Source organism: Anaeromyxobacter sp. SG64, from assembly GCF_022690745.1.
Taxonomy (GTDB): Bacteria; Myxococcota; Myxococcia; order Myxococcales; family Anaeromyxobacteraceae; genus Anaeromyxobacter; species Anaeromyxobacter soli.
Map to the genome: position 1 here is coordinate 1 of NZ_JALCZB010000108.1, position 13,835 is coordinate 13,835.

Genomic DNA, 13,835 nt, shown 5'->3' on the forward strand with positions numbered 1-13,835 from the left:
AGCTCGCGCCGGACGACCTCCTCGGCCGCGTCGCGGAGGCCGAGACCTACGCGGTGCTCGTGCAGGACGCGGCGCTCTTCGACAAGCTCCTCGCCGAGGTCGTCGGCTCGGACCCCGCCCGCGATCCCGACCGCGCGCCCGAGAACGCCATCGCGCAGCGCCGCGCGGCCGAGCTGCGCGAGCGCAGGGCGCGCCTCTTCTAGCCCGCCTCCCGGAGACGAGAATGCCCGCAGTCCCCCTCCGACGATCGCGCGGCGCAGCGGCGCTCCTCGCCGCGCTCGCGCTCGTCGCCTGCCACCCGCGCCGGCCGCCGCCGGACCTCTCCCGCGATCCCGGGCCGCTCCTCGCGCAGGTGCGCGCGGCGCAGGCGCAGGTGCAGCGCGTCTCCGGCGAGGCGCGCGTGAAGGTGGAGGCGAAGGGCATGCGCAGCTGGGTGTCGGTGCGCGAGTTCATCGCCGCCGAGAAGCCCGACCGGCTGCACGTCGAGGTGCTCGACTTCTTCGGCAACGTGGGCGCCGTGCTCGTCGCGGAGGGCGGGCGCTTCCAGCTCTACGACGCGAAGGAGCGGGTATTCTACCGGGGCGAGGCGACGCCGGAGAACCTCTCCCGGCTCGTCCCCCTGCCGCTCCCGGCCGAGGACCTCGTCACCTTGCTGTGCGGCTCGGCGCCGCTCCTCGAGACGCCGGTGGACGTCGAGGTCCGCGACGGCGCGCTCGTGCTCTCGCTCGAGGGGAACGGGCGCGCCCAGGACGTCCGCATCGGGGAGGAGGCCGCGGTCGAGCGCGCGAGCATCGTGGCGGTCCCGCCGGGCACCGCCCCCGCCTACTCGGTCGACTTCGACGGCTTCCGGCCGCTCAAAGGTGGCCGCTTCCCCGGCGAGGTGCGGCTCCGCTCCGACGACCCGCGCGTGCGGCTCGACCTGCGCTGGGCCGACGAGATCGAGGTGAACGGCAAGCTCGACGGCGTGCGGTTCTCGCTCGATCCGCCGCGCGGGGCGCGCGTCGTCGAGCTCGATCGCGCGGCCGGGCCGGTGCCGCCGAACCTCTTCCGCGACGGCACGCCGGCCCCGTCGGAGGAGAGGGCGCCCGCCGCGCCCGCGCCGCCACCCGCCCGGTAGCCGGGAGGGGGCGAGCCCTCGATCTGCTCCCTGGCGCCCCACGGAAGTCCGGTCCCGATTAGACTCCCGTCTCCTCGCACGGGAGACCCCTTTGGACACGAGCTTCCTTGGAGTCCTGAAGAGCAGCTGGTCGATGTGGATCATCGGGGCCTGCTCGGTGCTGGCGCTCGCCGTCGCCATCGAGCGCGCCATCGCGCTGTGGGGCTTCGCCGCGAACGCCCGCACGGTCGCCGACGCGGTCCTCCGCGCGCTGCTCCGCGGCGATCTGGACGAGGCGCGGGCGGAGTGCGAGCGCTCCCCGTCTCCCGCCGCCGACGTGTTCCTCGCCGGCCTCGCGGCCGCCGGCCGCCGCGGCCCGCGCGGCGGCGCTCCCGACGAGGACAAGATCGACGCGGCGGTCGAGCGCGAGCGCCAGCAGGTGAACCTGCGCCTCCGCCGCAACGTCTGGGTCCTCGGCACGGTCGGCGCCATCGCGCCGTTCATCGGCCTCTTCGGCACGGTCGTCGGCATCATGCAGGCGTTCCGGCACATGGCCGCCACCGGGCAGGGCGGCTTCACCGTGGTCGCCTCGGGCATCTCCGAGGCGCTCGTCGCGACGGCGGGAGGCATCGCGGTCGCCATCGAGGCGGTGGTCATCTACAACTTCCTGAACGTGCACGTGCAGAAGCTCGCCCTGCAGCTGAAGCTCCTGGTCGAGGAGTTCCTCGAGACGCTCCACGACGCGCTGCCCGCCGCGGCGGCGCGCCCGGCGGCCGAGCCGCGGCCGGCGCGGGAGGCCTGACGATGGCCATCGGCGGGCCGCAGAACGGCAACGGCGACGATCTCGAGACGGCCGGCGGGATCTTCGCCGACATCAACATCACGCCGCTCACCGACATCTTCCTCGTGCTGCTCATCATCTTCATGGTGACCACCACGGCCATCGCGGAGGCGGGACGGGACGAGGGCGGGTTCAAGGTGAACCTGCCGAAGGGCGGCAAGGGCGAGACCACGGCGGTCGCGCGCGACCTCACCGTCGCGGTGCTCGCCGACGGCCGCGTGGTCGTCGGGGGGAAGGTGCAGGACGACGCCGCGCTGCGGCAGTCGTTCGCCGCGGCGCGCGAGCGGAGCCCGGAGACCGTGGTGCTGTTCCAGGCCGACGAGGGCGTGCAGCACGGCCGGGTCGTGGCGGTGATGGAGCTGGCGCGCCAGGAAGGGCTGACGCGGCTCGCGATCGCCACGCGCGCGGGGCAGTAGCCGGCGCGAGCAGGACGCAGGCGCGCCGGCGCGGGAGGCGAGGGGCGCAGCCTCCGTTCGATCAGTTCAGGCGACCGGGCACCACGAGCGGGAACGGCGCGATGCGCGCCTCGAAGCTCGTCCCGTCCGGGCGCTGCATCCGGTAGCTGCCGCGCATCGAGCCGTGCGGCGTCTCGAGCACGCAGAAGCTCGTGTACTCGAACTCCTCGCCCGGCTCGAGGTGCGGCTGCTGGCCGATGACCCCCTCGCCGACGACCTCCTCGCGCTCGCCGTTCGCGTCGGTGATGACCCAGCGGCGCGAGACGAGCTGCGCCGGCTCGCTCCCCCGGTTCGCGACGCGGACGGTGTACGTGAAGAGCCAGCGCCCCGCCTCCGAGCGATCGGGGCGGTAGGTGCCCTGCACCTCGACGCGGATTCCCTGGGTCACGGCGGTCGACACGTGCGAACGTTATAACGGGCGCGCGCGGGCGCGCCAGCACGCTGGGTGAGGCGCGGCGGCCCGGGGTCGACGGTCGAGCGGGCGGGGCGACGGCCCCCGTGGAGATGGAATGGAACCGAAGCTCAAGGCGATCCTCGACGCCGTGCGGGAGGCGGAGGGGCGGGTGGTGGTCCTCACCGGCGCCGGCATCTCGGCGGAGAGCGGCATCCCGACCTTCCGCGGAGCGGAGGGGTACTGGGTGGTCGGCTCGCAGAACTACATGCCGCAGGAGATGGCCACCCACGAGATGTTCGAGCGCTCGCCGGAGGAGGTGTGGCGCTGGTACCTGTACCGCTTCGGCCTCTGCCGGCACGCCCAGCCGAACGCCGGCCACGCCGCGCTCGTGGCGCTCGAGCGCGCGCTCGGCGATCGCTTCACCCTCGTGACCCAGAACATCGACGGGCTCCACCGGCGCGCGGGATCCGACCGGGTCCTCTGCATCCACGGCGACGTGGCCTACGTCCGCTGCGTCGCGGAGTGCGGCGTGGGACGCCTGGAGCTGCCGGCGTTCCCGCCCCGCGCGAAGGACGAGCCGCTCAGCGCGGAGGACCGGGCGCGCCTCGCCTGCCCGGCCTGCGGCGGGTGGCTCCGTCCGCACGTGCTCTGGTTCGACGAGTACTACGACGAGCCGAACTACCGGATGGACAGCGCGCTCCGCGCGACGGAGGCGGCGGACCTCCTGCTCGTCGTCGGGACGAGCGGCGCGACCAACCTGCCGATGCAGATCGGCCGGCTCGTGTTCCAGCGCGGCGCGGCGCTCGTCGACGTGAACCCCGAGGAGAACCCGTTCGCGGCGCTCGCCGAGAGGTCGCAGCGCGGCTTCTTCGCGCGCGGCAGCGCCTGCGAGCGGCTGCCGGAGATCGTGGCGGCGCTCGGCGGGTGAGCGGCGCCGGCCGAGCGGCGCGTCCCGCGACGGGCTCGGACGACGCCGTCAGCGCCCGTCGCGCCCGAGCGCGATCTCGACCTTGCGCGTCTCGCCCGACGCGATGGAGAGCTCGGCCGCGCCGCGCCGCCCGTCGTCCGCGCGCACGGTGAGGCGCACCGGGCCGGTGGGCAGATCGCCGAGCTCGAAGCGGGCGCCCGCGAAGCGGTGCACGTCGGTCGTCCGCCACGCGTTCGCGGAGGGCTGCGAGGCCACCTCCACGACGAGGCTCCGCGGCGCCGCACCCGCCGCCCGCACCACCCCCTCGACCGCGCCGCCGCGCTCGAGCCGAAGCACGACCGAGCCGGCCGCCGGGAGCGTGCCGGTCCACGCGCCGCTCCGGCCGCCGCTGCGCGCGCGCACCGTCACGTTCGCCCCCGCGAGCCCCATCTCCTGCGCGAGCACGACGCGCCCGTCCTCGCCTGCGCTCGTCGCGAGCGCGATCCGCTCGTCGCCCGCGCGCGAGAGCGTCACCACCGCGCCGGGCGACGGCGCGCCGCCCGGCTCGAGGACCGCGACCTCGAGCCCCGCCTCGGCGGAGGCCCGCGCGGCGGCGACGTCGAGGCGCGCGGTCCTGCCCGGCTCGACGCGGGCGAACGCCGGCGCGACGCGCAGGTCGGTGCGCTCCGCGTCGGCGGGCGCCGCGTGGACCCGGTACTCGCCGGCGGGGAGCGCGAGGCGGTAGCCCCCGCTCGCGTCCGCGATCGCGCGCGCCGCCTGCGGGGTGCCGAGCCCCGCCTTCATCGGGACGGCGACGACGGCGGTGCCCGCCGGCGCGGGGCGTCCCGCCTCGCTCACGTGGCCGACGAGCACCCCGGCGTCGGGCAGCTCGAAGTCCGCGCGCGCGGTGCCGCCCGGCGCCACGCGCACCGCGCGCGAGGCGCCGAGGTCGACGCCCTCCTGCCGCGCGACGAGCTCCGCCCGGCCGACCTCCACGCCCTCGATCCGGTAGCGCCCGTCGAAGTCGCTGCGCGCCTCGAGCGCGAGCGCGCCCTCGAGCCCGTCGCCGCGCGCCTCGACGCGCACGCGCGCTCCGGCGAGCGGCCGCCCGCGCGCGTCGCCGACCGCGCCCTCGATGGCGCCCGTGCCCGCGAGCGGGACGCGGAGCGGGAACGTCGCGCCCGCCTCCAGCGTCACGCCGCGCTGGAGCGCGGGGCTCCTGCCGGCCGCGGCGGCGCGCAGGTCGTACTGCCCGGGGGCGAGCGCGGGGATGCGGTAGCGGCCGTCGGCGCCCGCGAGCACGCGCGCGGCGAGCGCGCCGGTCTCGTGCGGCGAGAGCGCCACCTCGGCGCCCGGCACCGGGCGGCCGGAGCCCTCCTCGACCACCTCGCCCGCGAGCGCGGCCGGAGGCCCCAGCACGAGCTCGACTCCGCCGGTCGTCGCGCCGGCCTGCACGGAGACCGGGCCGACCCCGCCGGCGCGCTCGCCCTCGACCGCGGAGAGCCGGTAGCTCCCGGCGGGCACGGCGAGGGTGAAGCGCCCGCTCGCGTCGGAGATGGCCTCGCCGGAGTGATCGCGGGAGGCGCCGCGCACGGTCGCGCGCGCGGAGGGCCGGCCGCTCGCGTCGTGGACGACGCCCTCGATCCGGCCGAGCGGCTCGAGCGCGATGGCGAGCGCGCCTGTGCGCGGCACCGCGACGCGCCTGAGGAGGGCCGGGTGGAGGTCCGCCGCCTCGGCGGCGACGGCGTAGCTCGCGGGTGCGAGCCCCGCGAGCCGGGCGACGCCGGACGCGTCCGCGGTCGCCGTGACCTGCTCCTCCACCGGCGCCGACGGCGGGCCGAACCGCAGCGGGCCTGCGGCAGCCGGGAACGCGACCACGCGCGCAGCGACCGGCCGGCCCTCCGGGCGCGAGGCGACGCGCACCTCCAGCGAGACCGGCTGCTCGAGCGCGACCTCCGCGTGCGTCAGGTCCTCGCCGCGCGGGCGGACGACCTCCGCGTGCGCGGTCCCGAGGCCCGCGGCGCGCACCGCCACGAGGTAGCTGCCCGGGCGCGCGGGGAGCCGGGCGACCCCGGTTCCGTCGGTGCGCGCCACGCCGGCGCGGCGCCACGCGGGCGCGAGCGTGCCCGGCCCAGGCGGCAGCGCGAGGTAGAGGCGGACCTCCGCGCCCGCGAGCGGCGCCTCGCCCGAGGTCGCGAGGAGCTCGAGCTGCCCGTCGGCCGCGGTGGCGGGGGGCTCGGCGGGCGGCGTCACCTCGGGCACGGGCGCCGCGGCGCTCACCGTGGCCGGCACCTGCCGGGCGGGGTGGAACGCGATCCGGCGGACGACGAAGACGCTCACCAGGGCGGCGGCGCCGAACACGAGGACGATCACGGCGACGGAGCGGAAGCGCATTCGAGGGATCCTCCGGGCTGACGCGCCCGAGGTTAGACCGCGGCCGGGGCGGGAGAGACGGCCCTTGCGGGCCCGGGCGCGCGCGCACGGCGCGGACCGGGCGGAGGGCGCGCCTGCGGCCGGCTGGACGCCCGTCCGTCACGCGGGGTGACGTCCCGAGCAACGCAGCGGGCCCCGCGCGGGAGCGCGGCGGGCTAGGTCGTGAGCACGATGCGCGCGATCTCGGGCGGGGAGCCGAGCCGCAGCGGAGGGCCCCAGTAGCCGGTGCCGCGCGAGACGAAGATCTGGCCGGCACGGTCGCCTTCGGCGTGCCGGTGCAGCCCCTTCACGTAGGGCTGCGCCGCCGCGACGAGCAGGTTGAACGGGACGATCTGCCCGCCGTGGGTGTGGCCGGAGAGCTGGAGCTCCACCCCCGCCTGCACCGCCTCGGCGACGCCGCGCGGCTGGTGCGCGAGCAGGACGAGGCCGCGCTCGGGGTCGCGGCCGGCGAGGGCGCGGCGGAGGTCGTTCTCGTGCCCGCCGTTCATCCGCGCCGCGCTCCAGTCGTCGACGCCGGCGAGGTCGATCGACGCACCGGCGTCGCCGACGGTCACGCGCTCGTTGCGGAGCACGCGGACGCCGAGCCGGGGAAGCTCCTCGAGCCACTCCTCGACGCCCGAGTAGTACTCGTGGTTGCCCGTGACGAAGTAGACGCCGTAGCGCGCGCGCAGTCGCCCGAGGTGGGAGATGGCGCGCCCGAGGTCGCGCACGCTGCCGTCCACGAGGTCGCCGGTGATGGCGATGACGTCGGGACGGAGGGCGTTCGTCTGGTCCACCGCGCGGCGCACGTCGCGCTCGCCGATGGTGGGCCCGACGTGGAGATCGGTGAGCTGCGCGATGGTGAGGCCGGAGAGCGTGGGCGGGAGCCGCTCGAGCCGCACCGGCACCTCGGAGATCTCGGCCGGGCCGGTCGCGGCGCGGAAGGCGAGCGCCGCCGCGCCGCCGGTGGCGAGGGCGGCCCCGCCGGCGATCGCGCGCGCCACGAACAGCCGGCGGGCGGGATCCGCGGGCGGGTCGGGGCGCCGGCGGAGCCAGTCTGCGAGGAGCTCGCTGCCGTGCAGCGCGGCGCGGACGGCGTCGATCGCGACGAGCGCGCAGAAGAGCATGAAGGCGAGGCCGAGCCAGCCGAAGGCGACGGCCGGGACGATGCGCGCGAGCGGGCGGGGCGCGGCGCGGAGGGCGACGAGGCCGAGCGGCATCGCGAACGAGAGCACGACGAGCGACACGGTCGCGACGCGGCGCCACGGGTCGGCCATCGCGGTGTCGCGAACCAGGCGGATCCACAGGTACGTGTGCATGCCGCCGAGGACGGCGAGGCTCACGACGACGAAGATCGAGAGGGAGAGAGCGCGGCTCACGGGGGGGTTCTCTAACCCCGCGCGGCCGTCGTCGCCAGCGCGGCGTCGCCGCGGCGCCCGGGCCCCGGAGACGGCGCGGCCCGCGCGCACTCGAGCGCACGGGCCGCGGACGACGGGCGAGCGTGAGGAGGTCAGCGCCAGGCGTAGGCGCGGAGCGCGTCCCAGCGCGCCTCGAGCTCCGCGCGGCGCGACGCGTACCACCGCTCGAACCTGCGGACCTTGCCCGGGCGGCCCGCGTAGCGCGCGTAGAAGTCGGCGCGGGTGTCCTCGAGCTCGCGCAGCTCGCGGCGGATCTCGCGCGCCTCGCGCTCCCGCGGCGACTCCCAGCGCCCGTCCCGGCCCCAGTCGTGGCGCCCGTCGCGACCCCAGTCGGCCGGCGCGGGGCGGGGCGGCGGAAGGCGGTCCTCGTCGCAGGGCTTGGCGAGCGCAGCGGACGGCAGCGCGGCGGCGAGGGCGACGGCGAGGGCGAGCTTCCTCAGGGACAGGGACGTCATGGCTTCCTCCGGTGTCGTGTTACCCCTTCCACCGGAGAGACGGCCCCTCCCTTCCTTCTATTCAGCGCGCGCTCGCCTCACGCGCGCGAGGCGGGGAGTCGATCGAGCTTCGCCGCGAGGATGAAGTCGTTCTCGGACAGCCCGCCGATGGCGTGCGTCCAGAGCGTCACGTCCACCGCGCTGTAGTGGACGGAGAAGTCGGGGTGGTGGCCCTCGTCCTCGGCGAGCTCGGCCATCGCGTTCACGAAGGCGATCGCGTGGCGGAAGTCCTTGAACCGGTAGTGCTTGTGGAGCTGCGTCGCGTCCAGCCGCGCGTCCCAGCCGTCGAGCGAGCGGAGCCCCTCCTCGACCTCGCCCGGGGTCATCTTGGGGATGCCGCCCTCGCAGGGGACGCAGCGCTTCGTCGTGAAGTCCATGCCCGGGAGACCTGCGCCGGGAGGGGCGCTCGCGCAAGGCTTGGGCGGGACGTCCGCGCGCGGGCGGCGTCGGCTATCCTCGCCCGCCATGGAACGGACCTTCCTCGCGCTCGGCGCGATCTCCGCCGCGATCTCCGTCGCGGCCGGCGCGTTCGGCGCGCACGCCCTCAAGACGCGGCTCTCGCCGGACCTCCTCGCAATCTTCGAGACCGGCGCGCGCTACGAGATGTACCACGCGCTCGGCCTCATCGCGGCCGGCTGGGCGGCGGCGCGCCTCGGCGGGGCGGCGCCGGCGTGGGCCGGGTGGCTCTTCGCGCTCGGGACGCTGCTCTTCTCCGGCAGCCTCTACGCGCTCGCGCTCACCGGGGTGCGCGCGCTCGGGGCGGTGACGCCGTTCGGCGGGGTGGCCTTCATCGCGGGCTGGATCGCGCTCGCGCTGTCCGCGCTGCGGCGCTGAGCGGCGGCGCGTGCCGCGCGGCCGACGCGCCGCGCCGCGCCGCCGTCAGGGCGTGCCCTCGAACGGCAGCCCCTCGCGCGCCCAGCGGACTGTGCCTCCGTCCACGCTCGCCGCCCTTGGCGCGCCCGCCCGCTCGGCGAGGGCGGCGGCGGTGAGGCTGCGGGCGCCGTGCGCGCAGATGAAGACGACCGGCCGCCCGTCGACGAGGTGCGCGTTCGGCGCGAGGGCGAGGACGCGGAGCGGGACGTGGCGCGCGCCGGGGATCCGGCCGCGGGACCACTCGTGCGGCTCGCGCACGTCGACGAGGTCGTGCCCGCCCTGCGAGACGAGGGCGTGCGCGTCGGCGGGAGAGAGTCGGGTCATGGCGTCACGGTCTAACCGGCCGACGTCCCCCGCGCAGCCTCGCCTCGGGCCCCCTCCCGTGGCAGAGTCACGCCTCGAATGAGCGCGACCCCCCGGGATCGGTTCCCGCCGTCGATCAAGTTCCTCGCCTGGAACGAGGCTGCCGAGCGGTTCTCCTACTACGGCATGACCTCCGTCCTCGCCCTCTACATGGCGAGGAACCTCGGGCTCCCCGAGCACCGCGCCATCGCCGGCTTCCAGGTGTTCACCGCGGCCGTGTACCTGATGCCGCTCGCGGGGGCGCTCCTCGCCGACTGGGTGCTCGGCCGCTACCGCACGATCCTGTGGCTCTCGTTCGGCTACGTCGCCGGCCACGCGACGCTCGCGGTGTGGGAGAGCGGCACCGGCCTCGTGGTGGGCCTCGGCCTCATCGCCATCGGCGCGGGCGGCATCAAGCCGTGCGCCTCCGCGTTCGCGGGCGACCAGATCCCGCCCGGCCAGGAGGGGCTCCTCGCGCGCCTGTACGACCTCTACTACTGGATGATCAACCTCGGCTCGACGGTCGGGACGCTCGTCATCCCGCTGCTGCTCGACCGCGTGAGCCCGCGCGTCGCGTTCGGCGTGCCGGGCCTCGCCATGGCGGCCGCGCTCCTCGTGTTCTGGCTCGGTCGCGGCAAGTACGTGCACGCGCCGCCGCTGCGCAGCGCGCCGCCGCGCGCGCCGGGCGAGGCGGCCGAGGCGCCGGCCCGCGCGGCGCTCCTGCGCATCATGGCGATCTTCGCGCCGGTGGCGGCGTTCTGGGCGCTCTTCTTCCAGTACGGCTCGTCGTGGACGCTGCAGGCCGACCGCATGCGGCGCGACGTGCTCGGCTTCCACGTCGCCTCCGGCCAGGTGCAGACGCTCGACGCCGCCTTCGTCCTCACGCTCATCCCGGTGTTCGCGGTGTTCGTCTATCCGGCGCTCGAGCGGCGCGGGGTGCGCGTGACGGCGCTGCGCAAGATGACGGTGGGGATGTTCGTCACGGTGCTCTCGTTCGTGGCCGCGGCGCTCGTCGAGGCGCGCCTCGGCGAGGCCGGGGCGCCGCCGCACGTCGTCTGGCAGGTGCCCCAGTACCTGTTCCTCACCATCGGCGAGGTGCTCGTGTCGGTCACCGCGCTCGAGTTCGCCTACGCGGAGTCGCCGAAGCGGCTGAAGAGCGTGGTGATGGGCCTGTGGTACCTCACCATCGCCTCGGGCTCGATCCTCACGGCGGTCGTCGCCTGGGTGAACCGCTTCCAGGGCGTGGCCTACTACGCGTTCTTCGCGGTCCTCATGCTGGGCGCCGCGGTGGTCTTCGCGCTCGTCGCCTGGTGGTACCCGGCCGCGCCGGCGCGGCGCGGCGCGGCGTCCGGGGTCGCCGCCTGATCCCGGAGCCCGAGACGGACATGGCCCACGCCGAGCGCTATCCGCCCCAGGTCAAGTACATCGTCGGCAACGAGCTCTGCGAGCGCTTCTCGTTCTACGGGATGCGCTCGATCCTGACGCTCTACATGATCCAGTACCTGCTGCTCGCGCAGCAGGACGCGAAGGCCTACTTCCACTACTTCGTGATGGCGAACTACCTCACGCCGCTCGTCGGCGGGTGGATCGCCGACCGGTTCTGGGGGCGCTACCGCACGATCCTCTGGATCTCGCTCGGCTACGTGGCCGGGCACGCGGTGCTCGCCGTCTGGGAGACGCCCGCGGGCCTCCTCGCCGGCCTCTCGCTCATCGCGCTCGGCGCGGGCGGCATCAAGCCGTGCGTCTCGGCGTTCGTCGGCGATCAGTTCGGGCCGGCCCAGCAGACGCTCATGCAGCGGGTGTACGGGTGGTTCTACTGGTCCATCAACCTCGGCTCGGCCTCGGCGAACCTGCTCATCCCGTGGCTGCTGAAGCGCCACGGGGCGCCGGTCGCGTTCGCCGTCCCGGGCGTGCTGATGGCGCTCTCGCTCCTCGTCTTCTGGGCGGGGACGAAGCACTACGTGCAGGCGCCGCCCTCCGGCCCGAACCCGCACGGCTTCCTGCGCGTCGTGGCGCGCGCCGTGCGCCGCCTCGGCACCGGCCGCGCCGGCGAGCACTGGCTGGAGGGCGCGCGAGACGCGCACCCGCCGGAGGCGATCGCGGGCGCGAGGGCGGTCTTCCGCATCATGGGGGTGTTCTCGGCGGTGACGATCTTCTGGGCGCTCTTCGACCAGAAGGCGTCGTCGTGGGTCATCCAGGCGAGCCAGATGGACCTCGTCGTCCGCGGCTTCGAGATGTCGCCGGCGCAGCTCCAGGCGGCGAACCCGTTCCTCGTCATGACGCTCATCCCGCTCTTCACGTGGGGAGTGTTCCCCCTCCTCGAGCGGCGCGGCCTCGAGCTCACCCCGCTCAAGAAGATGACGGCGGGGATGTTCGTCACCGCGCTCTCGTTCGGCGCGGCGGCGATCGTGCAGACCTTCGTCGATCGCGGCGGCGCGCCGCCGAGCGCGCTCTGGCAGCTGCCGCAGTACGTGCTCCTCACGGTCGGAGAAGTGCTCGTCTCGGTGACCGGCCTCGAGTTCAGCTACACGCAGGCGCCGCGGGCGATGCGGAGCACGATCATGTCGCTCTGGTTCCTCGCGATCGCGCTCGGGAACCTGCTCACCGCCGTCTTCACGCGCCTCGTCTCGCTGCAGGGGGCCGCGTACTTCTGGGTCTTCGCCGGCCTCATGCTCGCCGCCGCGCTCGCGTTCCGCGAGGTCGCGCGGCGGTACCGCCCCGTGCCGGCGGCGGTCGACGTGGTGGCGGCGGAGGGGTGAGCGGCGCCGCGATCGAGGCGACGACACCCTCGCGATAGGACGGGTACGCGAGCGCGACGCCGAGCGCCTCGAACGCGGCCCGTCCGTCGACACGGCGACCGCCGTGCGGTCCCGGGATCCTGTCGGGCAGCGCGGGGGGGACGAGGCCGAGCGAGGCGCAGAACGCGGCCACCTCGCGCGCGCTCGCCGGCGACGAGTCCGCCGCGGGGTACGCGCCCGTGAGCCCGGAGGCGAGCGCGGCCTCGCAGAGCGCCGCGAGGTCGTCGACGTGGATGCGCGACACGACGCGATCAGGATCGCCGCCGCGCCGTGGCGCGGCCCCCGCGCGCGCATGCAGCCCGCGGCCGGGGCCATAGATCGCCGAGGCACGGAGGACCAGCGAAGACCACGGCCCCCGCGCGACGCCCCGCTCGGCGTCGAGCCGAAGCGCTCCCTCGTGAGTGCGCGGCGCCGCAGCGGTCTCGGCGTCGACGTCGCGCTGCCCGCCGTAGACCGAGGTCGACGAGAGGTACACGACGCGCCCGGGCGGCGAGAGCGTGGCGAGCAGGGCCGCCGTCGCGTCCCCCCGCACGCCGAGGCGCTCGAGCGGCGGCACCGAGAGCAGCACGGCGAAGCCGGGCGTGAGCCGGGCCGCCGCGGACGCAACGCCTCCCCACGAGGCGGGCCGGGCCGCGTCGAACGCAACCACCGTCGCGCCGCGCTCCGCGAGGGACGCGAGCGTCTCTTCGTCGCGAGCCGCCGCGACGACGGACACACCGTGCGCGAGCAGGCGTGCGGCGACGTGACGCCCAGTGTACCCACACCCGAGGATCAGCACCTCTCGCACCGACCGAGGATAACCCCCCGCGCTCGGCGCGGGAGTTCCTGAGCGTTGGCGAGACGATGCGCGGAGGCGCTTGACACCGCGGGCGGCGGGACGCTACGAGGCGAGGACAAGATGCTCGGGTGCCCGTCGAGGGCATAACAGGGAAGCCGGTGAGAATCCGGCGCGGTCCCGCCACTGTGAGTGGGGAGCCGCTCTCGTGAGCCACTCGGTCCAGCGGACCGGGGAAGGCGAGAGCGGCGTGAGAGGGGAAGGTGTTCCCCTCCGAACCCATGAGCCAGGAGACCTACCCGAGCTGGCGAGGACGCCATGCCGCAAGGCTGCCGTCCCGCGGGCGCGGAGATCGCCCGCTGGGACCCCGACATCCGGACCGTCTCGCGTCGTGCCGCGCCGGCGCTCGCCGCGGCGGCGCTCGCGTGGCCCGCCTCCGCGCGCGCGATGCACCTCGCCGACGGCGTCCTGCCGCCCGCGCAGGCGGTGCTCTGGTTCTGCGCCTGCGCACCGTTCGTGGCGGCGGCGTTCGCCGCGTGGCGCCGGGCCGGAGACGACCGGCTCGCGCGGCCGCTCATCGCGACCGCCGCCGCGCTCGTGCTCGCGCTCTCGAGCGTCGAGATCCCCCTCCCGCTCGGCACGTCGGCGCACGCGTGTGGCGTCGGGCTCGCCGCGATCCTGCTCGGCGCCCGCCGCGCGATCCTCGCCGCGCTCGCGGCCGTCGTGCTCCAGGCGTTCCTGCTCGGCCACGGCGGCGTGACCGCGATCGGCGCCGACCTCGCGTCGATGGGGATCGCCGGCGCGCTCGCCGCGCACGCCGCGTTTCGCGGGCTACGCGCCGCGCGCCTTCCTCTCGCGCTCGCTGCAGCCGCGAGCGCCCTCGCCGCGAGCGTCGCGACCTACGCGCTCGCCTCGCTCCAGCTCGCGCTCGCGCTCTCGGCGCCCGGCGCGTTCCGGACCACGCTCCTCGGCGTAGCGGCGACGTACGCGCCCGCCGAGCTCCCCATGGCGGCCCTCGAGGCCGCCGCCA

16 protein-coding genes and 1 riboswitch are annotated in these 13,835 nt (G+C 75.9%); of the genes, 9 read left to right on the top strand and 7 right to left on the bottom strand.

The genetic code is table 11. The features are described 5' to 3' along the window. From MNZ29_RS20985 to MNZ29_RS21000, 4 genes are all read left to right on the top strand, one after another. The coding region (locus MNZ29_RS20985) for a TRAP transporter TatT component family protein (protein ID WP_242356595.1) at positions 1-203 on the top strand (203 nt) is incomplete at its 5' end. A 20-nt stretch (positions 204-223) separates the two neighbouring features. Next, the gene (locus MNZ29_RS20990; protein WP_242341501.1) at positions 224-1,117 is read left to right on the top strand and encodes a DUF4292 domain-containing protein; all 894 of its coding nucleotides are present in this window, start codon (positions 224-226) and stop codon (positions 1,115-1,117) included. Positions 1,118-1,208: 91 nt separating this feature from the next. After that, positions 1,209-1,898, top strand: a complete 690-nt coding sequence (locus tag MNZ29_RS20995) for a MotA/TolQ/ExbB proton channel family protein (protein WP_242341502.1) — start codon at positions 1,209-1,211, stop codon at positions 1,896-1,898. Between the two features lie 2 nt (positions 1,899-1,900). Then, positions 1,901-2,353 (top strand): biopolymer transporter ExbD, encoded by a 453-nt coding sequence (locus tag MNZ29_RS21000; protein ID WP_242341503.1) that lies wholly within the window; start codon positions 1,901-1,903, stop codon positions 2,351-2,353. Positions 2,354-2,414: 61 nt separating this feature from the next. Here the strand turns inward: MNZ29_RS21000 and apaG are convergent, their stop codons facing one another. After that, positions 2,415-2,792 (bottom strand): Co2+/Mg2+ efflux protein ApaG, encoded by a 378-nt coding sequence (apaG, locus tag MNZ29_RS21005; protein ID WP_242341504.1) that lies wholly within the window; start codon positions 2,790-2,792, stop codon positions 2,415-2,417. Positions 2,793-2,901: 109 nt separating this feature from the next. On the opposite strand from apaG, the gene MNZ29_RS21010 reads away from it, so the two are divergent. Beyond that, complete coding sequence (locus MNZ29_RS21010; protein ID WP_242341505.1) at positions 2,902-3,714, top strand: Sir2 family NAD-dependent protein deacetylase; 813 nt, start codon at positions 2,902-2,904, stop codon at positions 3,712-3,714. Positions 3,715-3,762: 48 nt separating this feature from the next. On the opposite strand, the gene MNZ29_RS21015 is transcribed toward MNZ29_RS21010, so the two are convergent. The 4 genes from MNZ29_RS21015 to MNZ29_RS21030 form a co-directional block, all read right to left on the bottom strand. After that, positions 3,763-6,087, bottom strand: coding sequence for a carboxypeptidase-like regulatory domain-containing protein (locus MNZ29_RS21015; protein ID WP_242356597.1), 2,325 nt, complete (start codon positions 6,085-6,087; stop codon positions 3,763-3,765). A 194-nt stretch (positions 6,088-6,281) separates the two neighbouring features. Beyond that, complete coding sequence (locus MNZ29_RS21020; RefSeq protein WP_242341243.1) at positions 6,282-7,484, bottom strand: metallophosphoesterase; 1,203 nt, start codon at positions 7,482-7,484, stop codon at positions 6,282-6,284. Positions 7,485-7,615: 131 nt separating this feature from the next. Next, positions 7,616-7,978 (bottom strand): hypothetical protein, encoded by a 363-nt coding sequence (locus MNZ29_RS21025; RefSeq protein WP_242341242.1) that lies wholly within the window; start codon positions 7,976-7,978, stop codon positions 7,616-7,618. Between the two features lie 77 nt (positions 7,979-8,055). Continuing rightward, on the bottom strand, positions 8,056-8,394 hold the full coding sequence (locus MNZ29_RS21030; protein ID WP_242341241.1) for a 4a-hydroxytetrahydrobiopterin dehydratase: 339 nt from the start codon (positions 8,392-8,394) through the stop codon (positions 8,056-8,058). Positions 8,395-8,482: 88 nt separating this feature from the next. Here MNZ29_RS21030 and MNZ29_RS21035 point away from each other — a divergent pair, with 88 nt between their 5' ends. Beyond that, positions 8,483-8,851, top strand: a complete 369-nt coding sequence (locus MNZ29_RS21035) for a DUF423 domain-containing protein (RefSeq protein ID WP_242341240.1) — start codon at positions 8,483-8,485, stop codon at positions 8,849-8,851. Between the two features lie 45 nt (positions 8,852-8,896). On the opposite strand, the gene MNZ29_RS21040 is transcribed toward MNZ29_RS21035, so the two are convergent. After that, a complete protein-coding gene (locus MNZ29_RS21040) occupies positions 8,897-9,214 on the bottom strand; it encodes a rhodanese-like domain-containing protein (protein ID WP_242341239.1) in 318 nt (105 codons plus the stop codon). 78 nt (positions 9,215-9,292) lie between these two features. On the opposite strand from MNZ29_RS21040, the gene MNZ29_RS21045 reads away from it, so the two are divergent. Continuing rightward, positions 9,293-10,597 carry a POT family MFS transporter gene (locus tag MNZ29_RS21045; protein ID WP_242356598.1) on the top strand — a complete coding sequence of 435 codons (1,305 nt, stop codon included), beginning with the start codon at positions 9,293-9,295 and terminating at the stop codon, positions 10,595-10,597. 20 nt (positions 10,598-10,617) lie between these two features. Continuing rightward, positions 10,618-11,991: a POT family MFS transporter gene (locus tag MNZ29_RS21050; protein WP_242341237.1), complete on the top strand. Its 1,374-nt coding sequence runs from the start codon at positions 10,618-10,620 to the stop codon at positions 11,989-11,991. Here the strand turns inward: MNZ29_RS21050 and MNZ29_RS21055 are convergent. After that, the gene (locus tag MNZ29_RS21055) at positions 11,900-12,817 is read right to left on the bottom strand and encodes an NAD-dependent epimerase/dehydratase family protein (RefSeq protein ID WP_242341236.1); all 918 of its coding nucleotides are present in this window, start codon (positions 12,815-12,817) and stop codon (positions 11,900-11,902) included. The two genes, MNZ29_RS21050 and MNZ29_RS21055, sit on opposite strands and share 92 nt — an antisense overlap. 100 nt (positions 12,818-12,917) lie before the next feature. Continuing rightward, positions 12,918-13,123: riboswitch (cobalamin riboswitch) on the top strand. Between MNZ29_RS21055 and MNZ29_RS21060 the strand changes: the two genes are divergently transcribed. After that, positions 13,124-13,835: energy-coupling factor ABC transporter permease (locus tag MNZ29_RS21060; protein ID WP_242356600.1), on the top strand; the 712-nt coding region annotated here is incomplete at its 3' end.

Bases quoted from the DNA above. Each gene is read 5' to 3' on its own strand.
- MNZ29_RS20990 (WP_242341501.1), top strand. From the start codon at position 224: ATGCCCGCAGTCCCCCTCCGACGATCGCGCGGCGCAGCGGCGCTCCTC.
- MNZ29_RS21000 (WP_242341503.1), top strand. From the start codon at position 1,901: ATGGCCATCGGCGGGCCGCAGAACGGCAACGGCGACGATCTCGAGACG.
- MNZ29_RS21010 (WP_242341505.1), top strand. From the start codon at position 2,902: ATGGAACCGAAGCTCAAGGCGATCCTCGACGCCGTGCGGGAGGCGGAG.
- MNZ29_RS21015 (WP_242356597.1), bottom strand. From the start codon at position 6,087: ATGCGCTTCCGCTCCGTCGCCGTGATCGTCCTCGTGTTCGGCGCCGCC.
- MNZ29_RS21025 (WP_242341242.1), bottom strand. From the start codon at position 7,978: ATGACGTCCCTGTCCCTGAGGAAGCTCGCCCTCGCCGTCGCCCTCGCC.
- MNZ29_RS21030 (WP_242341241.1), bottom strand. From the start codon at position 8,394: ATGGACTTCACGACGAAGCGCTGCGTCCCCTGCGAGGGCGGCATCCCC.
- MNZ29_RS21035 (WP_242341240.1), top strand. From the start codon at position 8,483: ATGGAACGGACCTTCCTCGCGCTCGGCGCGATCTCCGCCGCGATCTCC.
- MNZ29_RS21040 (WP_242341239.1), bottom strand. From the start codon at position 9,214: ATGACCCGACTCTCTCCCGCCGACGCGCACGCCCTCGTCTCGCAGGGC.
- MNZ29_RS21045 (WP_242356598.1), top strand. From the start codon at position 9,293: ATGAGCGCGACCCCCCGGGATCGGTTCCCGCCGTCGATCAAGTTCCTC.
- MNZ29_RS21050 (WP_242341237.1), top strand. From the start codon at position 10,618: ATGGCCCACGCCGAGCGCTATCCGCCCCAGGTCAAGTACATCGTCGGC.